The following is a 26,024-nucleotide window of genomic DNA, read 5'->3' on the forward strand; positions in this document are numbered from 1 at the left end:
GTGCCGGTTACGTTAACTATCTCGCTAAAATGAACAGTGAAGGAGAGTACCTGCCCTTCGTTATACACGGCATTGGCTGGTACATCTACTGCTGTCACTACAGGTGCGGTACCATCGAAAACAAGGCTTAAAATATTAGAAGCGGTATTTGGGTTATTGCCCACGTTTACGGCTACACTGGCGGGTACCTGAATTGTTACGGTGCCATCCGCCGTTGGTGTGACGAGTACGGTATACGTAATGTTGTCTGCTGTCTGGAATGCACTTAGCGTAGCGTTGGCAGCGGTAATATCTCCGACTACAAATCCGGTCACTGCTTCTGTGAAAGTAATCGTAGCTGTGAATGGTTGATTCAAGGGAGAGGTAGCGCTGGCTGTCACCGCTACACCAGGTATGTTTGTATTTACGAGCACACCGGTGGTGTTTACCGCAGGAAGCGTAAGTACCGCATTGTTACCGGCGGCATCTTTAACGGTTCCCGTGAGTGCAGCGGCCAGCGTAATGCCGTCCATATCCAGATCTCCGGCCTGCACTACGTATAGGAAGCCCAATGTATCTGTACCGGTACCACCCTGGTAGGTGGCCTGACGGGTAGTGCCTCCAATAGTGATATCGAGTGTAGGCGTTCCCGTTATGGCTATTGACTCGCTGAAATGTGCTTTGAAACGGAGTCCTTCACCGAGGTGATAAATGCCATTGGCCGGTACATCTATGGATGTAATAGTAGGTGCCGTGCCATCATAAACGCGGCTTAAAATATTAGAGGCAGTATTATTATTGTTACCTACGTTCACGGCTACACTGGCTGGTACCTGGATGGTCACAGTACCATTAGCCGTAGGTGTGACGAGTACGGTATACGTCATGTTGTCTGCTGTCTGGAATGCACTTAACGTAGCGTTGGTAGTGGTAATATCTCCTACTACAAATCCGGCCACTGCTTCGGTGAAAGTAATCGTAGCTGTGAATGGTTGATTCAATGGAGAGGTGGCGCCGGTAGTCACCGCCACACCCGGTATGTTTGTATTTACAAGTACGCCGGTGGTGTTCACCGCAGGAAGTGTGAGTACTGCATTGTTACCCGCAGCATCCTTAACAGTACCGGTAAGTGCAGCGGCCAGGGTAATGCCATCCATGTCAACATCTCCGGCCTGCACTATGTATAGGAAGCCCAATGTATCTGTACCGTTACCACCCTGGTAGGTGGCTTGGCGGGTAGTGCCGCCAATAGTGATATCAAGTGTAGGCGTACCTGTTACTGTAATGGACTCACTGAAATGTGCTTTGAAACGGAGTCCTTCACCGAGGTGATAAATGCCATTGGCAGGTACATCTATGGATGTAATAGTAGGCGCTGTGCCATCATAAACACGGCTTAAAATATTGGAGGCAGTATTGTTGTTATTACCCACGTTCACGGCTACACTGGATGGTACCTGTATAGTCACAGTACCATCAGTCGTTGGTGTGACGAGTACGGTATACGTCATGTTGTCTGCTGTCTGGAATGCACTTAACGTAGCGTTGGTAGTGGTAATATCTCCTACTACAAATCCGGTCACTGCTTCGGTGAAAGTAATCGTAGCTGTGAATGGTTGATTCAATGGAGAGGTGGCGCCGGTAGTCACCGCCACACCAGGTATGTTTGTATTTACGAGCACACCGGTGGTGTTTACCGCAGGAAGTGTGAGTACGGCGTTGTTACCTGCAGCATCCTTAACAATACCGGTGAGCGCAGCGCCCAGGGTAATGCCGTCCATATCTACATCTCCGGCCTGTACTATATAGAGGAAGCCCAATGTATCTGTACCAGTACCACCCTGGTAGGTGGCCTGGCGGGTAGTGCCGCCAATGGTGATATCGAGTGTAGGCGTACCTGTTACTGTAATGGACTCACTGAAATGTGCTTTGAAGCGGAGTCCTTCACCGAGGTAATAAATGCCATTGGCTGGTACATCTATGGATGTAATAGTAGGTGCCGTGCCATCATAAACGCGGCTTAAAATATTGGAGGCAGTATTGTTATTATTACCCACGTTCACAGCTACACTGGCTGGTACCTGTATAGTCACAGTACCATCAGTCGTTGGTGTGACGAGTACGGTATACGTCATGTTGTCTGCTGTCTGGAATGCACTTAACGTAGCGTTGGTAGTGGTAATATCTCCTACTACAAATCCGGTCACAGCTTCGGTGAAAGTAATGGTAGCGGTGAATGGCTGATTCAGTGGAGAGGTAGCGCCGGTAGTCACGGCCACACCAGGTATGTTTGTATTGACGAGCACACCGGTGGTGTTCACCGCAGGCAGCGTAAGTACCGCATTGTTCCCGGCGGCATCTTTAACGGTCCCCGTGAGTGCAGCGGCCAACGTAATGCCGTCCATATCCAGATCTCCGGCCTGCACTATATAGAGGAAGCCCAATGTATCTGTGCCAGTACCACCCTGGTAGGTGGCTTGGTGGGTAGTGCCGCCAATGGTGATATCGAGTGTAGGCGTACCTGTTACTGTAATGGACTCACTGAAATGTGCTTTGAAACGGAGTCCTTCACCGAGGTGATAAATGCCATTGGCCGGTACATCTATGGATGTAATAGTAGGTGCCGTGCCATCATAAACGCGGCTTAAAATATTGGAGGCAGTATTGTTATTATTACCCACGTTCACAGCTACACTGGCTGGTACCTGTATAGTCACAGTACCATCCGCCGTAGGTGTGACGAGTACGGTGTACGTAATGTTGTCTGCCGTCTGGAATGCACTTAACATAGCGTTGGTAGCGGTAATATCTCCGACTACAAATCCGGTCACAGCTTCGGTGAAAGTAATCGTAGCTGTGAATGGTTGATTCAATGGAGAGGTGGCGCCGGTAGTCACCGCCACACCAGGTATGTTTGTATTCACAAGCACGCCAGTGGTGTTCACTGCAGGGAGCGTAAGTACTGCGGTGTTACCGGCTGCATCTTTAACAGTACCGGTGAGTGCGGCGGCCAGGGTAATGCCGTCCATGTCAACATCTCCGGCCTGTACTATATAGAGGAAGCCCAATGTATCTGTGCCTGTGCCGCCCTGGTAGGTGGCCTGGCGGGTAGTGCCGCCAATGGTGATATCGAGTGTAGGCGATCCCGTTATGGCTATTGACTCGCTGAAATGTGCTTTGAAACGGAGTCCTTCACCGAGGTGATAAATGCCATTGGCAGGTACATCTATGGATGTAATAGTAGGTGCCGTGCCATCATAAACGCGGCTTAAAATATTGGAGGCAGTATTGTTATTATTACCCACGTTCACAGCTACACTGGCTGGTACCTGGATAGTCACAGTACCATCAGCTGTTGGTGTGACGAGTACAGTATACGTAATGTTGTCTGCTGTCTGGAATGCACTTAACGTAGCGTTGGTAGTGGTAATATCTCCGACTACAAATCCGGTCACTGCTTCGGTGAAAGTAATCGTAGCTGTGAAAGGTTGATTCAATGGAGAGGTGGCGCCGGTAGTCACGGCCACACCTGGTATGTTTGTATTCACGAGCACACCGGTAGTGTTCACCGCAGGCAGCGTGAGTACTGCATTGTTACCGGCGGCATCTTTAACGGTCCCCGTGAGTGCAGCGGCCAACGTAATGCCGTCCATGTCAACATCTCCGGCCTGCACTACATAGAGGAAGCCCAATGTATCTGTACCGGAACCGCCCTGGTAGGTGGCCTGGCGGGTAGTACCGCCAATGGTGATATCGAGTGTAGGCGATCCCGTTAGGGCTATTGACTCGCTGAAATGTGCTTTGAAGCGGAGTCCTTCACTGAGGTGATAAATGCCATTGGCCGGTACATCTATGGATGTAATAGTAGGCGCCGTGCCATCATAAACGCGGCTTAAAATATTGGAGGCCGTATTGTTATTATTACCCACGTTCACGGCTACACTGGCTGGTACCTGGATAGTCACAGTACCATCCGCCGTAGGTGTGACGAGTACGGTATACGTAATGTTGTCTGCTGTCTGGAATGCACTTAATGTAGCATTCGTAACGGTAATATCTCCGACTACAAATCCGGTCACAGCTTCGGTGAAAGTAATGGTAGCTGTGAATGGCTGATTCAGTGGAGAGGTAGCGCCGGTAGTCACGGCCACACCAGGTATGTTTGTATTTACGAGCACACCGGTGGTGTTCACCGCAGGCAGCGTAAGTACCGCATTGTTACCCGCGGCATCTTTAACGGTCCCTGTGAGTGCAGCGGCCAACGTAATGCCATCCATATCCAGATCTCCGGCCTGCACTATATACAGAAAGCCTAATGTATCTGTACCAGTACCACCCTGGTAGGTGGCCTGACGGGTAGTGCCGCCAATGGTGATATCGAGTGTAGGCGATCCCGTTATGGCTATTGATTCGCTGAAATGTGCTTTGAAACGGAGTCCTTCACCGAGGTGATAAATGCCATTGGCAGGTACATCTATGGATGTAATTGTAGGTGCCGTGCCATCATAAACGCGGCTTAAAATATTAGAGGCCGTATTGTTGTTGTTACCTACGTTCACGGCTACACTGGCTGGTACCTGGATGGTCACAGTACCATTAGCCGTAGGTGTGACGAGTACGGTGTACGTAATGTTGTCTGCCGTCTGGAATGCACTTAACGTAGCGTTGGCAGCGGTAATATCTCCGACTACAAATCCGGTCACTGCTTCGGTGAAAGTAATGGTAGCTGTGAATGGCTGATTCAGTGGAGAGGTTGCACCGGTAGTCACGGCCACACCAGGTATGTTTGTATTCACGAGCACACCGGTGGTGTTCACCGCAGGCAGCGTGAGTACCGCATTGTTACCGGCGGCATCTTTAACAGTACCGGTGAGCGCAGCGGCCAGCGTAATGCCGTCCATGTCAACATCTCCGGCCTGCACTATGTATAGGAAGCCCAATGTATCTGTACCAGTACCGCCCTGGTAGGTGGCCTGGCGGGTAGTACCGCCAATGGTGATATCGAGTGTAGGTGTACCTGTTACAATGATAGACCCACTGAAATGTGCTTTGAAGCGGAGCCCTTCACCAAGATGATAAATGCCGTTGGCCGGTACATCTATGGATGTAATTGTAGGTGCGGTTTGGTCCAGGGTAATTTGTGCCTGGACAGTTTGCGTATTTCCTGCCGCATCGGTCAGCTGCATGAATACTGTTTTGAGTCCATCTCCTGCAGGAAGTGTAAATGCTTTTGTAGCGGCCACTGCTTCATAGGCGGAAAAACTTACATTGTCCGTCGAAAAGCGCATCTGTGTAGCACCAGTCGTTGTAATACCTAAGGTGACTGCGGTTGCATTGGTAAGGGTGGCGCCACTATTGATCGTAAGCGTTCCTGTAGGGGCGGTTTTGTCAATGGTATAAACCTCTCCGGTAGTAAAAGGAACATTACTTACGGTATTCCCCATGTCGGTGCCGGTTACATTCAGACGCAGCGTACCGTCTCCGGTGCCTGTATTGACAGTAACGGTATAGGTAGTACCACTGCCGGTAACCCCTGAAATAGATGCGCCGGTAACACTACCGCTGGTGGTTAATGAAAAAGCGGTAGTGGTGACGCCGGTAGCCGTTCCGCTGAAGGTCACCGTGTACTGTACACTGGTTGAGTTGGTAGGACTACTACCTACTTTAGTGACGCTGCTTACGGAAATAGAAGGAGGAGTTAGTTTTATTACCCGGCCACTTCCGGTAGAAGCCCCATCGTCTACAAAAACATCGCCATGACTGTTGACCGCTATTCCCCAGGGATAAAAAGAGAGACTGCCGATCGTCAACCCATTAAAAATTTCAGTACCTGCGGCTCCGGTGGCAACAGGAGCCGTATACTTCATAACATGAGCTGCAGTACCACTGGTACTTTCTGTTGTATAAAGATTATCCTGATCATCTATGGCAAGAGAGGAATAGCCTTTTCCGCTGCCCAAAGTGGTGGCGGCATAGCCGGGGTATGTTAATTTAATGAGCCGGCCATTAAAGCTATTGTTGGGAAAGTCAGTGATGTAAATATTATTCGAATGGTCGGTGACAATGCCCCAGGGATAGGTGCCAGAGCCTACGGCCAGTGGCAGTCCGTTGTAGATGGTGGTTCCTGCACCGGTTAAGTTGGCTGCAGCATATTTTACCACGCGATAGTTAGTCGTAGCCGCATCATATTCCAGCGTCAGCAGGTTATTGCTGTTATCAACGGTCAACCCGGTGAAGAAACGTCCTGTTTGTATGACAGAGGAGGTGTAAGTACCTGCTGCCAGTTTAATGATCCGCCAGTTACTGCCTGCATCGGGGTCCATAACAAATACATCGCCGGCACTGTTTACCGCAATGCTCCAGGGGTACTCAGAGGCGTAGGACAATCCCTGGTAAATAGCGGTAGGAGTGCCGGTACCATTGGTATACTTGAGCACCTGGTATTTGTCGGTCGCCGAATTATAGGCGGCTATGTAAATATTATCCAGATTGTCTTTCGCGATGGCAGTATAAAACTTACCTGTTTCCAGCACACTGCTGGTATACTGTGCGGTCGCTTTATCGGACACAATTATGCTACCCAATACCCATAAGAGTATCTGTAGAAACCTGATGTAAAATTTTTTCATAGCATCTGTTAAATGCAGAGGAAAGGATTTTGCCATCCCGACACGGTGCCTTCATGGATCACCTCAAATTCTTTCGCATCAAAGCGCATCCCTTTTCCCTGATCAAGAATAATTTTATGAATCTGATTATTGGAAGTGTTAATTTTTATAATGTTGGAGGAAGGCAGTGCAAAGCCAGATAAAGGATAGAAGTTCTTTTCTCCACGGGGGCCTTGTATCACTTCTGTACGTAGTTGCTGCTTTACTTTTTCCCAATCTTTTTTTCGGGCATGTGGTAACAATTCTTTCCATATCAATCCTGCTTCATAGCCCATCAGGGCGTAGATATTGGCTGGTTGCTTTGCCAGGTTTTCAAATTGTTTTACAAACAATTGATTGGTCCTGTTTTCATCTTCCCGCATCCAGGAGCGGGAGGTATACAGTTCAAGGTCTGCATGTTTTATATCTTCGAGAATATCGTCATACACCATGGCTTCGTGCACAAGTAATGGTATTTCTTTGTGCAAGCCACTCTGTATCCATTGTTCAAGGAATTTCAGGCCCAGGCTTCCGCAGAAAATAGCATGTACATAGGCGGGTCTTTCTTTTTTCCATTTATTAAAAATAGCGGTGGTATCCAGTTTATGAGGATGCTGTGGGTCAAATGGAAGTATATTTAACTGGAGGGAAGTGCCTCCTGCAGCTGCAGTGCCCTGCTGAAAAGTACTGTTCAGATGATAGCCGGCTTCATACACGGGCATGATCATATGCCCTCCGTCACCAAAGGTGCTCTGCGCCCAATGGCCCAATGCATATTGTGATTGCCAGAGTTGGTGGGAGGCGTAAAATATATCGGGGCTCAGATAGGGGAAGTGAGGAACATATTCTCCCATATCAAAAAAGAAGGCGGGCTTTTTTTCCATCTCTATCAGGGGAACCAGGTCTGGTATTGATTTATAACTGATAAGACCGGAAAGGATATCTACTCTGTTGAAAAAAAGCAGCTTACGGGCAGCTTCTTCACTGGCTTTTATTCCTCCCATGTGTGTAAATTCCGGTATGAACTGAACGGTACGTTGCCGCACGGGGTCCAGGCCCATACCGATTAACCATCCGGTAATCAGATGATGGGAGAAAAAAGGGTATATACCCGAATAGGGAGTCAGGAACCCTACAGTGAGGGGCGGGTTTTGAGACATGTTATTGCTCGTAAATATTTAATAGTGACCCTTAACTTCTTGAAGGGAAAATACCTTCGAGTGCAATCAGATAAGTCATTGCCAGATAAGGATTCAAAATGGAAATGGGCTGACTGCCACCGCTAATTCCAATGGTGATAGTGCCCGCAACTGCACCGGGTGCAAGTGTGGTGGTGTTGTCCTGAACTGCATAACCTTTAATCTGGGTGGCGGATGGACCACTTCCAATAGAAGGCAGCGTAGCTGGTACCAGCGTTGCGCCAGGTGTGGTGGTCGTACCGACAGCTGTACTGGCCGATGGGGCTGCCGTCAGGCTGAAGGTGGCCTGGTGATTGTGTGCCGGCATGTTGTTCAGGAGAATACTGGTATTTTCGTTACCCCCTGTTTGACCGATAACATAAGAAGAAAGACCAGGGCCTTGTCCCCAACCAATAGGGGCTCTGCCTCTCAGGTCCGGTAAAGCAAAAGTCGTCACACCATCACCACCGTAAGTGGTGCCGAGCAGGGAAAATAGTGCACTGTTTTGTGCGATAGATAATAGTTGTCCCCAGCAGAGGGCCCAGCCTCTGATGGCAAAGTTACTGCCGAATAAAATGACCATTGCGAGGTACGGTTCCATAACGAATAGTATAAAGGTTAGAGAATAATGACAGAGGAATTATTTTGAAGCTAACTATCACATTATTTCCCTGGGAGGAAATAGTCTGGCTCTCTTGAGGATTTCAATGACTAAGGATAAATTTTTATTAATTATTAATTGGACTAAAGTGTGTACTTGATAAAGATAGGACATTCCATTTAATAATATACCGGGAATTCTCCCGTGGTTAGGATTCCTGTACTGCGGTCCTATTTCAGTAGGATAGCCATTGTGCGGAAAGATAAATCCTTAAGGTTGCAATAGTAACACTATCTGTTTTTTATAAAATGTTTTTTATACATATATTTAAAATTGAACAAGGAGAAAAATATGAAATTTAACACACGGCTCATTCACCGGTTAACCTTTCTTACCTGCCTGCTACTTGCCGGCATAGTAAATGCCCAAACCGCCATCATCAAAGCAGGACATGTTTTTGATGCCCGAACCGGTAAAATGCTGCCCCCACAGATCATCGTGGTGAAGGATGGTAAAATTCAACAAATGGGTGCCCATATACCTTATACTGCAACAGATAAGATAATAGACCTGTCAGATTCATGGGTGCTTCCGGGGTTGATGGACTGCCATGTTCATATGACGGTAGCATTTCCTTATAAGAAAGTAGCTATTGAACATATGTATGTAACTGAGAGCACTGCCTTACGTGCACTGCGTGGTGCACATAATGCGGAGATACTGCTGTCGAACGGATTTACTACTATAAAAGAAATTGGTAATGATGGCAACTACGCTTCCGCAGATGTCATCAAGGCGATTAAGAAAGGATGGATACAGGGTCCTACCATTTTTTACGCAGGAAAAATCATTAGTCCTTATGGTGGACAAACTGCTACTGATATTGAACATGAACATTTATGGGAGTATGAATATTTAGATGCCAACAGCCCGGACGAAATCCGGAAAGCCGTCAGGAAAAATATCTACTACGGGGCAAATGTGATTAAGCTGGTGACAGATTCCTACGCTTATCATTATAGCCAGGCAGAAATTGAGGCCGCAGTCAGCGAAGCAAAAAGTGCAGGCATGAAGGTAACCGTTCATGTGCAGGGAGGAGAAGCCGCTAAAAATGTGATTCTTGGTGGAGCAGCAGCAATTGAACATGGTGTGGAACTGGATGATGAGTTGCTGCGTTTAATGAAATCCAAAGGCACCTTTTTAGTCGGAACAGATCTTTCCGTCAATAATAGTTTAACCTATGGCATAGATACGGTTACAGCGCTGAAATATTATCAGCTAAATATCGACCGGCTGAAACGTGCCTATAAAATCGGCACTCCGATGGCATTTGGATCCGATATTATTATTGATATTCCGGGAAAAGACAGGGCACAGACGATACTGGAAGTGCTGCAGACGTGGAAAGATGCACAAATTCCAAATGACTATATCCTGCAGTGTATGACCATTCATGCAGCAACATTGTTGGGCATAGAAAAAGAAAGAGGCATCATAGCACCCACATTTTTTGCCGATATAATTGCTGTGAAAACAAATCCCCTCGACACTATTGATGCAATAAAGCATACCAGTTTTGTGATGAAAGAAGGAAAAGTAATCCGTCGGGATTAACGGGAGAAGGACAGGATATTGATGGGAGCTGTTGCCGGAACAGCCGGTCGCTAGTACTATATTGCAGCAGAAATACCGTACTTTTAAGATGAATCTGTAGCAATCACCTTCGCTACGTATGTCTGGCACCATTATCTGTCAATAAAAAACAAGATCATGTACCTTATAAAAATAGGTTGCCTGCTGGCCGCTTTTTTTTCACTTCCTCCTTCCTTGTTTTCACAGGATACTACTGCGCTGATCCTGAGAGATATCCGGAATAAATGCCGGGAGATCAATGCCGGCAAACACACTTACAGGAAAGTAGGAGTCGACCCGTCAGGAGAAACTTCGGAAGGGGGAGAGGCAACAGGCTATTTTTATAAGGATGGTATCGTGCTGATAGAGGAGCGTATGTATTGGGAGAGCGGGAAGTCTCAGAGGTCTATTTATTATAATAACGGAGCACCTGTTTTTATCTTTCTAAAGGAAAGCACCTATAATGTTCCATTTTATGTCGCTACGTTTAATAGTAAACTTACTAAAGTAACGGAAGACAGATCCTATTTCTATAAAGGTAAAATGATCCGTTGGATAGATGCCGGAAAGAAAGTCTTTTCTGCCAGAGATAACATGTATACCGAGAAAGAAGCCCGCGCTTTAAGTCTTGCGAAAGAATTATATGATAAGGTACTGGCAGCAGACACCTCTAAAAAGGCGTCACCGCCGGACAAGCACCGGACTAAATAATTATTGCAGTCAAGATCTTCCTGTTATCTTGCTGGTCTATGCCAGTATAGTATAATTTTTTATTCCTCTTCACCCTTTTTTACACCTGCATTGCCTTAATAAGGGAACGTTACCAGCTGGGTAATATTTTACAAACCATAATTATTCTGATATGAGCATTGCCAAATATGGGCTTTTCCTGCTGCTGCCCGCAGTGGGCTTCACTTCTTTTGCCACCTCCCGAACAGACGGCGATGTGGAGGTTAACCGGAAGAACGTAATACGCCTGGTGATGAAGCGTATCAAAAACCAACACTATGCACCGAAGCCGGTAGATGATAATTTTTCAAGGACGATCTGGCAGAACTACCTCAAAGCATTGGATGGAAACAAAAATACGCTCTTGAAGAGTGATGTGGAAAGTCTGCGTAAATATGAAACGCTGATTGATGATGAACTGGAAACCCCTTCCCTGGAGTATTTCAATGCGATCTATACCGTGTCTATGCAACGTTTGAATGAATTGACGGTGATATACAGGGACCTGCTTTCAAAGCCGATGGATTTCAGCAAAAAGGAAACCATACAACCTGATCGCAGCAAGGCGGACTTTCCCGCTGATGAAGCGGCTCGCCGGGAAGTATGGCGTAAGAGCCTGAAATATTCCGTGCTGAAAAAAATGCTGGAGCTACAGCAGGCTGATAAAACGAAAAGCGATGTGGTGGCGGAAAAAGAAGCCAGGGCCGCAGTGCTGTTATCAACGGATGGGTTATTTAAAAACCTCCTCGGCAGCAGTGCACCTGACGACCGTTTCAGCGCCTATATGAATACGGTCACGCTGGAAATGGATCCGCATACCTCTTATTTAGCCCCTGTGGATGCAGGGATCCGCGATGCACAGATGGCGCACCGCTACTATGGCCTTGGCCTGGAGCTCATCTCCAAAGACGGTACTATCCTGATAAAAAGAGTGTTGTCTGGTGGAACGGCGGATGCCAGTGGTCTATTGCAAGCGGAAGATTGTATTCTTCGGTTGAGCGATGCTGCCGGCAAAATGGTAGACATCAGCGGCATGAGCGTCCTCGATGTATCCAGGATGATCCGTGGTGAAAAGGGTACTACCCTGAAACTGTTGGTGCGCAAGTCTTCCGGCAGTGAAAAAGAAATGACCCTCACCCGTGGCGAAATTGTAGAAACAGAAAACGCCGCTAAAAGTGCGGTGATAGAAAAGAATGGTCAAAAGATCGGCTACCTGTTGCTGCGTGAGTTTTACCGGGATTTCAAAAGGGCGGATGGTGCGCAATGTGCGGTGGATATGGCCAAAGAAATCATGAAATTAAAAGCGGAAAAAGTCGATGGCATTGTGGTGGATCTCCGCGGCAACCCTGGCGGGTCGCTGGATGAAGTAGTAAAAATCACCGGTTTTTTTGTAAAAACAGGCCCAGTGGTATTAGGCAGGGATAAAGACCATATACAAAGCTATGCTATCGAAAATGGAGATCAAACGCTTTATGATGGCCCTCTCGCAGTGATGGTAGATGAAAGCAGCGCATCTGCATCTGAAATATTTGCGGCCGCTATCCAGGATTACAAACGCGGCATCGTAGTGGGAAGTCCTTCTTCCTATGGTAAAGGCACGATGCAGGAAAGTTTGCCGATGGGTAAACTGGGAGATGCCGCTAAAGGCATTCCTGACATCAGCTACGGTACGCTGGCCCTGACCATCAAAAAATTTTATCGTATCAATGGTACCACCACGCAGCTGAACGGTGTTATACCTGATGTGATTTTCCCCAGCAGAAGAATCTATCAGAAGATCCGGGAAAGGGATAATGCCAGCGCATTGGTATGTGATACCATTGAAAGTGCCTGGTTTATAAAATCGCCTGTAGCAGCTGTTTTGCCGGGTGTAATTGAAAAGGCCAATCTGCAGATCAGCCACGATAGCACGTTAAATGAAGTAAAGCGGGAAGTGGAGTGGCTCAAAATAAATGAAGCGCCGGTATTCAGTTTGCAGAAAAATGCCTTTAAAAAACAACTGAGCGATATCCAGGCACATAATAATGCGATCGATTCGGCTTTGAAATTAACCGCCGGCAAACAATTAAAAATGAGTGCCACGCCAATAGATAAGCCATCACCGGATAAAATTGCCCGCAACCAGGAGTGGCTCAATACCTGCAGTACAGATGTATATCTCAGTAGAACAGTAGATATCCTGACTGATTTTTCAGGTAAATAGCGGGATGAAATGAATAAATGCAGATTTTAGTCTATTTTGTGCGTTGATTAATTATGGGGGGCGCCAACGGGCTATGTATCAACCAAATTCAATAGAGCCGGCTTCATTTGAAGAGTTATTCCGACTACATTATTCTTTTTTATGCGCAACAGCTTATTATGTAGTAGAGGATGAAGATGCTGCGAAGGACATTGTGCAGGACTTTTTCCTTTATTGTTGGGATAAGCGGTTTATGATTCAGATTACGCAAAATTTTAAAAGTTATGCCACCCGCGCCGTACGCAATGCATGTTTAAACTATCTGAAAAAGAACGGTAAAATTGTTTTTGGTGATCCGCTTACATTAGCGGAAGAAACACCTCAATTGCCGGAAGACGATAAAGAACAGGAAGAGATTCGAAATGCCGCCCTATGGGCGGCTATCGGTCGTTTACCAATACAGCGGCAGCGCATTTTTTTACTCAGCAACCGTGATGGACTGAAGTACAAGGAAATAGGGGAGCAGTTGGATATCTCGGTAAATACCGTTAAAACACAAATCAAATTAGCTTATCAATATCTCCGGAAAGAGTGTGAATGGATGGTCATTTATATGGCAGTTTTATTTTTTTTAAAACAAATAATGATTTGCCTTCACCCTTTTTTTAAATACGGTTGCCTTTAATACAGATCGTTATGGATACACCAGATAAGGACATCAATTGGGATAAACTGCTATCGGCATTGGAGGATGGCAATACAACGCCTTTGAATGAAGAAGAGGCGGCTATGTTGCGTGCTGCCAAAGAAATGAAGGACAGGGTAAAGGTAGCTGCTAAATTCCCGGCAGAAGAAGGATGGCAGCATTTTGTAATAGCAAAGGATGCGCGGAAGATGAAAATGATCTGGCGCAGGAGAATAGCTGTAGCAGCAGCTGCTGCTGCACTGCTGATCACCGCCGGCGTGTGGAGCTGGCAGCAACGTACACCAAAGCCGCAGATAGCTGCTATCAGCAAAGCTGATCAGCCGGCTGTAACTCAGGTACAATTAGTCATGTCTAACGGTAAAACCATTACACTGGGGAATAACGTGCCCGTTACGCAGGATAATAATGGTACACAGGTACAGGTAGATAGTACGGGTATCGTATATCAGGCAGGCCGCAATAAGCATGCGGTGAACGTGATGGATACCTTGCATGTACCGAGGGGAAACCAGATCCGCATAGAGCTGTCTGATGAAACCGGGGTGTGGGTAAATGCAGATTCCAAACTGGTTTATCCGGCTACTTTTAACGGGGATACGCGGGAGGTATGGGTACAGGGAGAAGCTTACTTTGACGTGGCCCCCAATGCACAGCAACCTTTTGTGGTGCATGCCGGAAGTACAAGCGTACAGGTGCTTGGTACATCGTTTAATATCAGCACTTATGTGACAATACAAACTACGCTGACCAGTGGCAAAGTGAGTGTCAGCGCAGGTACGGGGAAAGCTGTACTGTCGCCGGGACAGCAGTCTTCTTACAATGTAGCTACCGGCAAATTACAACTGCAATCTGTTGAAACCAGGGTCTTCACCGCCTGGAAAGACGGAGATATTTATTTCGAAGAAACCAATTTATCAGACATACTGAACGGCCTTGGCCGTAGCTTTGACTACGATTTTAAGTTCGAGGATACTACCTTGGAAAAGTTGAATATTACTTTGGATATGCATAAACCAGCAACATTACAACCGGTACTGGATCATATCAGGCTAACTATTGGGAATATAAAATTTCGCGTACAGGGTAGAACGGTATTTGTGAGCCGGCCCTGAGTATAGCGAAACAGGAACATGAAAGAAGTATGTAGAAACACTGCATTACGCCACACTTATGCGTAGCTGCGGGCAGGCAGTTTAAATCTTTAATATCAAACCAAAATGAAAAAAATGTTGGGCTTACCTTCATTCAGGAAGGGTATGCAGGGCCATGCCATGTGCTTATTGCTGCTGTCCTTTTTGCTGGTTATTTCGAATATAGCAAAAGGACAGAATTCCGGCATCCTGAACAAACCGGTCGTGTATCATGCCAGTAAACAACCGTTGTCGAAGGTATTAAAGGAAATACGTACACTCACGAATGTACGTTTCACCTACAACAATGATGCGATCCGAAAGCAAGGGCTGGTAACAGTGGACCAGAAAACAGGTACGCTGGAACAGCTATTGAAACAGATCCTCCTGAATACAGGACTGGACTTTGCAGAGGATCTGGGAGGAATCGTTATTTATCCGCAGAATCCTATAGAATCTGTGAGTATAAGCGTTTCTTTCCTGGTCACCGGGCAGGTCACCAATTCGAACAATGAACCCTTGCAAGGCGCCACCGTACAGGCGCTGGGTTCAAAGGACGGAACGGTGACCACCCGCGACGGCGTTTTTTCTATGATGGTGACGGACAAGGAGCAATTACGTGTGTCCTTACTGGGTATGAAGCCAGTCGTATATACGTCTAAGGCAAATGCCGGGTTTGTGAAAATTGTCCTGGATACCGCCGCTCAGGCAATCCAGGAAGTGGTGGTAAATGGTTATCAGAAAATAGATGCCCGCATGTCTACCGCCTCGGTATTTAAGCTGACAGCGGCGGAATTGATACAGCCGGGACAGCCCAGCATCGATAAAATGTTGCAGGGCAAAGTGCCCGGACTAATGCTCATCAACAATTCAGGTGGCGTAAACGCCCGGCCCACTATCCGTGTGCGGGGTACCTCCACCTTTGTGGGTAACGCCAGCCCTTTATGGGTAATAGATGATGTGATAAGACCTGATCCGGTAGATATATCAGCAACCCAGTTAAATAACGTGGTCTCAGATGCGCAGGGAGGCAACTTTTCACTGATAGGAAATGCTATCAGCGGATTAAATCCTTACGATGTGGAAAGCATCACCTTTCTGAAAGATGCTGCCGCAACTGCTATTTATGGGGTCCGTGCTGCTAATGGCGTGATTGTGGTTACCACAAAAAGAGGTAAGGCAGGACCTATGCAGGTGAGCTATAATAATAGTTTTTCTTTTCAGCAACGTCCTTCTTACAACAATTTACAGCTGATGAATTCCAAACAAAGAGTAGCGCTTTCACAGCAATTGCTGGACGACGGAATTTTGTTTAATAGTGCTGCAAACGGATTCAGGGAAGATGTTAGTTATGAAGGATTGTTGCAGGCCTTCTTTGCCCATAAACTTACGAATGCGGAATTTAAAAAGGCGGTGAACAACCTGGAAACCAGGAATACAGACTGGTTCAAAGTATTATTCCGGAATTCATTCAACATGACACACGCCATTAATATGAGTGGTGGAAATGGAAAAACAACCTATTATGCTTCGTTAAATTATACGGATAGTAAAGGTGCGGCTCAACTGGATACCCGGAAGATGTATACAGCGAACATAGCACTTCATACTGAAATGGGTAAACGGCTGGCGGTGGACTTCAGGTTAACCGGCGGTTACAATAAATCCGGAGGCTATTTTAATGGCATCAATCCATTAACCTATGCGTTGCAAACTAATCGCGCTACCAGTGAAAATGATGTGTATCCGTTACTCGCTGGTACCTACACAACACAGCCGTTTCCCGGGCCCATTACTTTTAATATGCTGAGGGAAATCTCCCAGACGGAAAATAACGCCAGTACCCGGTCTTTGATAGCCAATCTGGGATTGGGCTATAAAATTGCGGATGGGTTGTTTCTCAGAAATACGACCAGCGCTACATTGGATGCATCAGAATCCATGACGGCTGCTTATGAAGGGAGCAGCTATGTAGGCGCAAAACGTGGCTGGGATTGGGATTTCAAACCTACGGATTTACAGTTGGCTGGTTCCTATCTGCCTTACGGTGGCCTCGCCAGCCTGGCCAATCAAAATTCAATGACGGTGTCTGTACGCAATATACTGGAGTATAACCGATCCTTTTTTAAAGAACGTGATCAGTTTATTGTCACACTGGGAAATGAGATTACTTCTACGCAAGCGAAAGGCGTGGCTTCCACAGAACCCGGATATTTTCCGGATCGGGGTCAGAGCTTTTTTGCTACTGATTTAAGCAGGCGGCAATTGAGCAGGTATAGTATTACCAATGGCGTCACCAATACGCTGTCTATGTTTAGTACAGCAGTTTACAGTATTAACAACAAATATGTAGTAAGCGGCATCCTCAGAACAGATGGGTCTAACAGATTTGGTCAATACTCCAACGCCAAATTTTTACCCAACTTCGGGCTCTCCGCCAGATGGAATGTAACAAATGAGCATTGGCTTCAAACCAGCAGATTGATCAGTGGCCTGGATCTGCGGGCATCTTTCGGTACACAGGGCAATGTGGTAAGTTCAGTGGGACCGGAGTTAATCGCTATGTATCCTACGACCGGACAGGTTGATCCGCTTACCGGCATCCCTTTTCTGGGCATCAAAAGTTTACCCTACCCCGATTTGCGCTGGGAAAAAACATATCAATGGAATTTCGGAGCAGATCTTTCTTTGTTTAATAGCCGCGTAAATCTTACAGTGGATTATTATGCCAAGAAAAGTAAAGACCTCCTCGTGAAAAAGGACATTGCTGAGGAGTATGGGATGGAAAGTATGTACAAAAACGGAGGCACGCTCTTAAACCAGGGGATCGAGATGCAGGTACGGGTGGAGGTGATCCGCCGGAAATTTACCAACCTCTCCTTCAATTTTGTGAACAGCCGGAACATTAATACCATACAGGAGCATGATTTCACCAATAGCTATGTCGCTTACCTGGATGGAACTGCTTTTGTCCCCGGCAGGCCGGTGAGTGCCTTTTATTCCTATGCTTATAAAGGATTGAGTCCAACAACCGGGTTACCATTATTTAATCAACAGGATCTTAAAGACCGGGTAGATTCGTTAGCTTCTTACCTGGTTTATTCCGGTCAGTTACACCCCGTATTTAGTGGAAGTTTTTCGACAGCGTTCAGGTATAAAAGTTTTTCTGTAAATGCCGATTTCTATTATGCCCTGGGGAGTAAAAAAAGGCTGGACCCTTTGTTTATGGAAGACCGGACAGGAGATGGTGTACCAACTCCTTTTACGAATGTAAAGGAAGAACTTTCTCAACGCTGGCGCAAACCAGGGGATGAGAAATATACAAATGTACCGGCCATCAGGGATGTTTCTGCTGGTTTAACTACCAGTGGACTTGGAATGAATGTATATCAGGCATATAACCGTTCAGACTTACGCGTAGTGAATAATAGTTTTCTCCGTTGCCGGGGTATTCAGTTTAACTATATGGTGCCAGCCGCTTTTTACAAACGGGCGGGCATAAAAGGGCTTACTACGGGGCTTTTTGTCAGTAATCTGTTTACCATCGCCAGCAAAAAGCTGAATGGACAGGACCCCGAAATTGATGGTGTGGGATCCACTGCGTTGCCCGTTACGAGGCAATACGGGTTTAACATGAACCTGAATTTTTAGTACTGACATTTAAAAAAAGAAGTATGAAGAAAATTATAGTGATCACTTTATTGGCACTGAGCACCATTTCATGCAAGAAGTTTCTGGAAGAGCGCTCACAAACGGATGTGATTCCAAAAACAACGAAAAATTTCGGAGAGATCTTATATACAAATGGTTATCCTACCACATCCACTTACCTGCAGCCCTATATAAACCTGATGGATGATGATATCCAGTGCTATAACGGACCTATGCTGGCCGATGCACAGGGGACCATTATTGGGAATGCAGGCGCTTTTCAATGGCAGCCGGACTTTATTGATGTATGTACGGCCGCCGGAAGTCCGGATGCTAAAATTTTCAATTCATGGAAATCATATTATCAGCTGCTTTTGGGAGTTAATGTGGCATTGCAATACATGGATAATTCCGTTGGCAATGCTACAGAAAAAGCCATGTATAAAGGAGAAGCTTTTGCACTCAGGGCTTTCTATCATTTTATGCTGGTGAACCTGTATGCGAAACCATATAACGACTCTACCACTACTCCGGACAAAAGCCCCGGTATTCCATTGCGATTATCAGCAAATCTGTCGGAAGATTTACCTGCCAGGAGCTCTGTAAAAGAGGTATATGCGCAGGTGACAGCAGACCTGGACAGTGCCATTAATTTGCTGGAACAGGGAAGGGTAGATCAGCCATTATATCGTATCAATCACGTGGCGGCACACCTGCTGGCAAGCCGTGTGTATTTATACATGGAGAATTGGGAGAAGGCGATTGCTCATGCGGATTATGTACTGGCGTATCATCCGCAGTTAGTAGACCTGAATAATTGGGGAGCCGTGATCGATCCAAACGAAAAACCGGTGTTGGGGCTACAGAGTCCGGAAAGCATCTGGTGCTATGGACAGCAGCGGGAAACATTTCCGGACGGAACGGAAACAGCATATGATATTTCCACTGATCTGGCCAGTTGCTTTGAGGCCAATGACCTCAGAGGTAGTATCTATTACGTACCTACGTCAGACTTTTTAAAGGATTATGTGGCGTCTTCATTTATATATTTCAAGAGCTATCCAAGCCCGGTAGTGTATGCAAATCTGGGTTCTTCGTGGCGCAGCTCAGAAGCTTATCTGAATCGCGCAGAGGCCTATATCCAGGTCTATAAAACCAAAGGAGACGCTGCTGCCGCCGCAGAAGCGCTGAAAAGTCTGAATACACTCCGGGCAAAAAGGATCGATAAAAACAGTTTTACCAACTGGACCCAGCAACCGGCGGATGTGCTATTGACAAAGTGCCGTACAGAGCGCAGACGTGAATTATTCAGGGAATGTGGTCATCGTTGGTTTGACCTGAGAAGATACGGGATGCCGGCTATAAAACACATTTTTACGCCCGGTATTTACACTACTGCCGAATACGAGTTGGGTAGACGGGATCCACAATATGTGCTTCCCATTCCCAATGAAACACTATTGAAAAATATGTCGCTCAAACAAAATCCGCAATTAGGTAGCCACCGGTTGCCGCGCTGATTTTTTTCTGCCAAATCATAAATTATATTTTATGTATACTGCCTTTTCGCGTAATGTCATTGTCGCCTGTCTGCCGCTGCTATTATGCATATTTATATCCTGTCATAAAGAAGCGCCACTGGTGGCCGGTGAACCCACCGATTTTTATAAGTTGCCTCAGGGGAATCAACCCTACGACGATTCCATTGTGGCGTTCTATCAAAAATATGGTTCCTATATATTGTACCGGTTTACCGAAAAAGATCTAACCTATGATTATTCCCGCTACCTGACAGTAAGAGGAACGGAAGCGAATCCTGCTTACATCAAAAATACGCTCGACTATTTTAAGTCCCAATGCCTGGATTTTTACCCGGAAAGTTTTCTAAAGAAGACAATTCCGTTTAAGGTTATACTGGCGGCTGCCATTGATACTTTCAGCCTGGTGGATGATACAAGGCCTACCCCTCTTATCAGATCTTTAACAGGCTTTTGTGCCTCCGGGAACATGCTGGCCATTGGATGGGCAGACAGTACATTGCTGCAGCAATCTCCCGCGCGACTGAAGGAGCTCCGTGGGTTTATGCATAGGTCTTATATGGAGCAGGCCATACAAAGTGGTGCTATGGATGTTCCCGCAGCATTTATGAAATATATGCCGCCGACATATAATGAGGTCGTTGGCAGGGAACGTGCAAATGGCATTATAGAAAGTGTAGGCGACCTGGCTCCGTCAAGAAGGAATGTAAAGTGGGATTTTACCTGTTATGTTTGTGCGATTACCGGCCATACCAAAGCCGAACTTGATGCTACTATTTTAAGTCCCGCATACGATGTGAAGGGGTTGATAAAGCTTAAATATGATGTGGTCATCCGTTTCTTCCAAAATACCTATGGCGTAGACTTACAGGCAATCGGTAATCATCCTTAAAAATCAGATGTATGAATTATTTCAATAAACAACTCCTCACCGTCATCACATTTTTAGGGTGTACGCTGATAGCTGCGGAATCGGCTGTAGCGCAAACATCGAAGGCTGATTTTATTCCCAGCTCACCGCTGTTGCAGTTGGCAGAAGAACCGGATGAGCTGGCGTTCGGCAGCACTGCACCCACTTTTACGCTCCATGATGTAAATGGAAAGAAAGTAACACTGGAAGATTTCAAAGGGAAAATGGTGGTAATACACTGCTGGAATGGCGGCAATGAGAAAAGTGTAGCCCAGCTTCATGAGTTATACAAAGCCGCAGGTGACAACCAACAGGATGCCAGTATCGTTTTTTTAGTGATCTCCGGCAGCAGAGAGCCGAAAGTAAAACAACCTTCAATGCCAAACTGCGTGGAAATAACATTGCCCTCCAACACAACAGATGCCGCAGGTGCAGCCTTTCTGAAAGACTATAAAATTACCAGTCTTCCCCGTACAGTGATCATAGGCAGAAAGGGAGATGTTTTATCTTCCTCTATTCCTGACACCGCTTTTGCCAGCTTTTTTAACATGTGGCGACTGCAACAGGGAACGCATAGACGTAGCCAGCCACGAACCATACTGGGATTATAAAGTAAGGGAAGGTGACTTGCTGCCTGCTGATGTGACGCTGTCTGTAATAGATGGAAAGAAAGTGACTACCGGTGAGCTTCGGGGAAAAGTAACCCTGCTGGAATTCACTGCCACCTGGTGTTCCTATTGTCGCAAACTCATGCCGCACCTGGAAAATGATATCTGGAAAGTATATCAGCCACAAGGTATGCAGGTATTTGGTATCGATTTCGATGAGCCGGCAGCTACGGTGCGTAAGTTTGCAAAAGACATGAATATTACCTACCCACTGGTATTGGACCCTGGTGGAAAAATATTTAAACGTTTTGTAAAAGAGAATGGCAGTTTAACGAAAGTGATGCTGATAGACCGCAACGGCCGTATTGTCCATCTAAGCCAGACATTGGATGCTGCCGAACTGGAGGTTATCAAAAATAAAATAGCCACTCTGCTGCAAACAAATAAGTCATAAAAAAATAACACAGGGCTTCACCCTTTCTGTCTTTCCAGTTGCCTTTATTTAAACTATCATACTTGACCATGAGATCATTCCCACTTTTAACAGCGATGCTGTTCGGCAGCATCGGCGTATTTGCCGGCAACCCGGTTGCCACTACTTCCCTGAATGTAAAGGTGGGGATTACCCCGGAGTATCTGGGCCTGATGCAATTCAACCGTTTAGGAAATAAGGGACTGACAGCATATAAGACAGAAACTTTTTTTGTAGCGAAAGATAAACCGGTAGCAGCTTTTACCCGGTCGGTAGAAGCAGGCAAGCAAATTGTTTATGTCGGTAATTACCCTATACTGGTAAATACCGGTGACAATGTACAAATGGCTTTATCGCCTAAATATAAAGATGGTAAAGCCCTGCCAAATCAGTTTTCCGCTTCCTGGACCGGAAAAGATGCTGCCAGACAAGGACTGCCGTACCTGATAGATAGTTTGTATACTATAGGTGCTGACATCAATACCGTAGAACAGGTAGATGCTTTTATTACAGCCCGCTCACAACAGGTAAAAGAAGGAATCTCCCGTGCTAAAATAGCCGATAATGAAAACATTGCACTTATTAACGCATACGAGCAAACGAAGTTATTACTCCTGAAGTTTACCTTCCAGTATTCCCATAAAAATTTATTGCCACTAAAAGCTTATGGTGACTGGTGCTTGCAGGGTTTTGATATTGCCACACCGGCATTTTCCGGATTTGGTGATAACGGACTTGCACAACAGGCGGTAAACCTCTGGTGGTTTGCCAGGAAAATGCAGGACTCCACACTCACGGACGACTTTAAACTACCGGAAGTGATGATGCGGGCAAAAAGTGAACTGGTAAAAGGATCATTGGCCACCATATTGATCCTCGGAGAAGCCAGAACAAATTGCTTCACGCAAAAGTTGAAAAGTTTATTCAACGCAGCCAGTGGACTGAGTAAAGATGCGCCCGCCAAACACACCATAGATTCGCTGTACAAAGCTTATCACCAGCTGGAAGTGGGTGAACCCGCTTTTAACTTTGCATTGAAAAATGATCAGGGAGATATTGTACGCCTGTCTGATTTTAAAGGTAAAGTAGTGATCATCGACATCTGGGCTACCTGGTGCAGCGGCTGTGTAGCTTCACTGCCTACCTACAATAAGATCAAAGATTCCTATAAAGATAAAAACGACATCGTGTTCTTAACCATTGGCTGGGAAAGCCCCGATGCAGTGGACTATTGGAAGGAGTTCTCCGTAACGAAACAAATCGCGGGAGAACATAACTTATTCCTTTCCAGCGACAGAACAGAGGAACAATGCAAACAATTTGTAGAACGCTACTGCCTCACAGGAGTTACCCGCTGGATTGCCATTGATGAAAATGGAAAAATAAGAAACGGTAACCTCGGGTATCCAACAGATCCCGCATTTCCACAAAGGATTGCGAATTGTTATAAAATGAAAAACTAAGGTTTCTTCTTTTTCTATTCTAATAAATTAATACGCTTGTTCAGTAAAATTTCAACGCTGTTGATAGTGGGATGCTGTTGCTTTTATAACGGTATTGCACAAACGAAAAATGAAGGGGTAAACATAGACGAAGTCTTTGCGCCATTGGTCCGTCCGTCCGGCAATAACAGCCGCACGGCGGATGGGAAACCAGGTACGCAATACTGGCAGAATCGCGCTGACTACAACGTAACGGCTTCTTTCGATACCCTTACACGGAAAATAGAAGGAAAAGCCACGATTACTTATACGAACAACAGCCCGGTTACGCTAACCTACGTATGGCTGACGGTGACACAAAACCGCTTCCGTAAAGATTCGCGTACCGCGCTTTTAACGCCTCCTGCCGGCAGTCGTTTCGGCGTGCAGGAATATACAGACGGATGCCGTATCCATCAGCTACAGGCAGGAGTAGCAGGACAGCCATTGAAAAAAGCAGTCTATGATATTACAGACACTTATGTAAAAGTAGTGCTGCCGGCGCCATTAAAGCCCGGTGATAAAGCCGTAGTGGAAGTAGCCTATGATTTTACATTGCCTTTCAACGGATCGGATTACTTCGGTATCCTGGATGCTGCACACGGAAAAGTATTTCAGTTTGCAGGGTTGTTTCCAAGAGTGGCGGTGTATGATGATATACAAGGCTGGAATGTATTTGTTGGCGGCTATTATGTAGAACCGGGTACCCTGGATATAAACATCACCCTGCCAGCGGGATTAACGGTACAAGGCACCGGTCAACTGATGAATCCGGAAGCGGTACTGCCGCCAACGGTATTAAAGCGGTATCAGCAGGCATGGAAAAGTGATACGGTAGTACATATCATCACTGAAGCAGAAGCGAAGAAAGTGACAGCATTGCCCGGACAAAAAACATGGCGTTTTCATATCGACAATGCCGGAGACGGTATGTGGGCAGCATCTGCGGCCTTTGCATGGGATGCAGTGAAAGTAAACCTGCCTGCAGGAAAACAAATGCTGGCGATGGCACTATACCCACCGGAAAGCAATCCCGAATGGAAGCCCATCGTGGGTCAAATGAAACGCATGGTGGAAACGTATTCCGGCTTATGGGCGCCTTATCCTTACAACACCTGGGTTAATATTGGCGGTTCCGTTACAGGTATTGCCTCCCCGGCAGTATCCATATTACATTACAAAAACACTGGCTTCGGTAACAATGTGTGGACTAAATCCAATCATGAGCTCGGCCACACCTGGTTTAACATGTTGATTGCTGCTGATAGCCGGCATGGCTGGATGTGTGAAGGGTTGAACACTTTCATCAATCTCATTAACTGTGATTCTCTGAAAGGAGAGGCAGCCTTTCAAATGGAGAGTGCTATTGAATGGCTGTCGGCCAAAAAAAGTATACAACCGTTGAATACGCCTGCGGCATCTGTAACAACGCAGAGTATGGCCATGGTCATGTATGTGAAGCCTTCAGTAGCGCTGTCGCTGTTACGTAATGACGTAATAGGTCCCGCACGTTTTGATCCTGCTTTCCGCGCATTCATAAAGGACTGGTCTTTTAAACATCCTACTCCTGATGATTTTTTCCGTGCCATAGAAAACGGCACAGGAGAGGATCTCAGCTGGTTCTGGCGCAGCTGGTTCCTGACGGACTGGAAATCAGATCAGGCGGTAAAGCAAGTGATATATGTAAACAATGATCCGTCAAAGGGCGTGGATATTACAGTAGAGAATAAAGGAGATATGGTGATGCCGGTAAACGTACTGATTCGCGAGTTTAACGGTACCGCACATACGCTGCACTTTCCTGCACAGATCTGGCAATTGGGTCGTACACATACTTTTCATTATGCATCGGTTTCTCCTGTCACTGCGGTGATCATTGATCCGCTAAAAGTGATTCCGGATACTGACCGCAGTAATAATGAATGGAAAGGTAGTGGTGCAAAATTATCTATCGGAAAGGACATAAATGCTTCAAATGTCATTGCCCGTTATTTGCTGGCTATTGGTGGTGAAGAGCGCCTGCGGCAGATGAATATTGCCGCGTTGACGTACGCATCACCGGTTGGTGGTCAGTATGTATTTGCAAAGAATAATACTGCCGCTGGTCAGAATCTTATGACGATTACCCTGAGTAATCTGAACCTGCAGCTACGCGGCGTGGTGGTGACGGACAGCAGCATTAGCAGCGAGCGGCTGGGAGCCGCTGCAGGACTGAATGCACAGCAGGAAGAGGAGTTACGTATGTCCGTTGCTGTTATTCCTGAGCTGCATTTTTTTGAAAAAAGATATCATACGGTATTAAGCGACTCGACCATTCACATCAATGGCATGAACGCCTATGTAGTGAGCGTTACTGCACCTGCAGGGGCAAAGTGGAACTACTATTACGATGTGGTGACTGGTTATAAAATACAGGAAGAATGTGGCAATAAGCCAGCGGAAACTCCTTTCTGCACAAAGCTGGAGTTTTCCGGTTATCAGCCACAGGAGGGGATGACTTTACCCCGTCAGCTGATCATCAAATTTTATGAAGAAGCAGAAGAAAGCCTGGTGCTGAATAAATTGGAATTACGTCATTAA

15 protein-coding genes are annotated in these 26,024 nt (G+C 46.2%); 12 read left to right on the plus strand and 3 right to left on the minus strand.

Annotated features, from left to right (window positions below; genetic code table 11):
• From AB4Z08_RS32815 to AB4Z08_RS32825, 3 genes are all read right to left on the minus strand, one after another.
• A partial coding sequence (locus tag AB4Z08_RS32815) for an Ig-like domain-containing protein (RefSeq protein WP_441578019.1) occupies positions 1-6,608 on the minus strand: 6,608 nt, incomplete at its 3' end.
• Between the two features lie 8 nt (positions 6,609-6,616).
• Positions 6,617-7,786 carry an ABC transporter substrate-binding protein gene (locus AB4Z08_RS32820; protein ID WP_441578020.1) on the minus strand — a complete coding sequence of 390 codons (1,170 nt, stop codon included), beginning with the start codon at positions 7,784-7,786 and terminating at the stop codon, positions 6,617-6,619.
• Positions 7,787-7,817: 31 nt separating this feature from the next.
• A complete protein-coding gene (locus AB4Z08_RS32825) occupies positions 7,818-8,405 on the minus strand; it encodes a phage tail protein (RefSeq protein ID WP_441578021.1) in 588 nt (195 codons plus the stop codon).
• Positions 8,406-8,756: 351 nt separating this feature from the next.
• Here AB4Z08_RS32825 and AB4Z08_RS32830 point away from each other — a divergent pair, with 351 nt between their 5' ends.
• The 12 genes from AB4Z08_RS32830 to AB4Z08_RS32885 all read left to right on the plus strand — a co-directional run bounded on the left by AB4Z08_RS32830 (position 8,757) and on the right by AB4Z08_RS32885 (position 26,024).
• Positions 8,757-10,019, plus strand: a complete 1,263-nt coding sequence (locus tag AB4Z08_RS32830; protein WP_441578022.1) for an amidohydrolase family protein — start codon at positions 8,757-8,759, stop codon at positions 10,017-10,019.
• A gap of 156 nt (positions 10,020-10,175) precedes the next feature.
• Complete coding sequence (locus AB4Z08_RS32835; protein WP_441578023.1) at positions 10,176-10,748, plus strand: hypothetical protein; 573 nt, start codon at positions 10,176-10,178, stop codon at positions 10,746-10,748.
• A 151-nt stretch (positions 10,749-10,899) separates the two neighbouring features.
• A complete protein-coding gene (locus tag AB4Z08_RS32840; protein ID WP_441578024.1) occupies positions 10,900-12,969 on the plus strand; it encodes a carboxy terminal-processing peptidase in 2,070 nt (689 codons plus the stop codon).
• A 43-nt stretch (positions 12,970-13,012) separates the two neighbouring features.
• Positions 13,013-13,633, plus strand: coding sequence for an RNA polymerase sigma-70 factor (locus tag AB4Z08_RS32845; protein ID WP_441578025.1), 621 nt, complete (start codon positions 13,013-13,015; stop codon positions 13,631-13,633).
• Positions 13,634-13,644: 11 nt separating this feature from the next.
• Positions 13,645-14,766 (plus strand): FecR family protein, encoded by a 1,122-nt coding sequence (locus AB4Z08_RS32850; RefSeq protein WP_441578026.1) that lies wholly within the window; start codon positions 13,645-13,647, stop codon positions 14,764-14,766.
• Positions 14,767-14,871: 105 nt separating this feature from the next.
• Complete coding sequence (locus AB4Z08_RS32855) at positions 14,872-18,435, plus strand: SusC/RagA family TonB-linked outer membrane protein (protein WP_441578027.1); 3,564 nt, start codon at positions 14,872-14,874, stop codon at positions 18,433-18,435.
• Positions 18,436-18,458: 23 nt separating this feature from the next.
• On the plus strand, positions 18,459-19,955 hold the full coding sequence (locus AB4Z08_RS32860) for a RagB/SusD family nutrient uptake outer membrane protein (protein ID WP_441578028.1): 1,497 nt from the start codon (positions 18,459-18,461) through the stop codon (positions 19,953-19,955).
• 31 nt (positions 19,956-19,986) lie between these two features.
• Positions 19,987-20,865, plus strand: coding sequence for a hypothetical protein (locus tag AB4Z08_RS32865; protein WP_441578029.1), 879 nt, complete (start codon positions 19,987-19,989; stop codon positions 20,863-20,865).
• Between the two features lie 11 nt (positions 20,866-20,876).
• Positions 20,877-21,494 (plus strand): TlpA family protein disulfide reductase, encoded by a 618-nt coding sequence (locus tag AB4Z08_RS32870; RefSeq protein ID WP_441578030.1) that lies wholly within the window; start codon positions 20,877-20,879, stop codon positions 21,492-21,494.
• Between the two features lie 16 nt (positions 21,495-21,510).
• The gene (locus AB4Z08_RS32875; RefSeq protein WP_441578031.1) at positions 21,511-21,945 is read left to right on the plus strand and encodes a TlpA disulfide reductase family protein; all 435 of its coding nucleotides are present in this window, start codon (positions 21,511-21,513) and stop codon (positions 21,943-21,945) included.
• 68 nt (positions 21,946-22,013) lie between these two features.
• Positions 22,014-23,426 carry a peroxiredoxin family protein gene (locus tag AB4Z08_RS32880; protein WP_441578032.1) on the plus strand — a complete coding sequence of 471 codons (1,413 nt, stop codon included), beginning with the start codon at positions 22,014-22,016 and terminating at the stop codon, positions 23,424-23,426.
• 36 nt (positions 23,427-23,462) lie between these two features.
• Positions 23,463-26,024, plus strand: a complete 2,562-nt coding sequence (locus AB4Z08_RS32885) for a M1 family aminopeptidase (protein ID WP_441578033.1) — start codon at positions 23,463-23,465, stop codon at positions 26,022-26,024.

The organism is Chitinophaga sp. RAB17 (assembly GCF_052114225.1).
In the GTDB taxonomy this organism is placed as follows: Bacteria; Bacteroidota; Bacteroidia; order Chitinophagales; family Chitinophagaceae; genus Chitinophaga.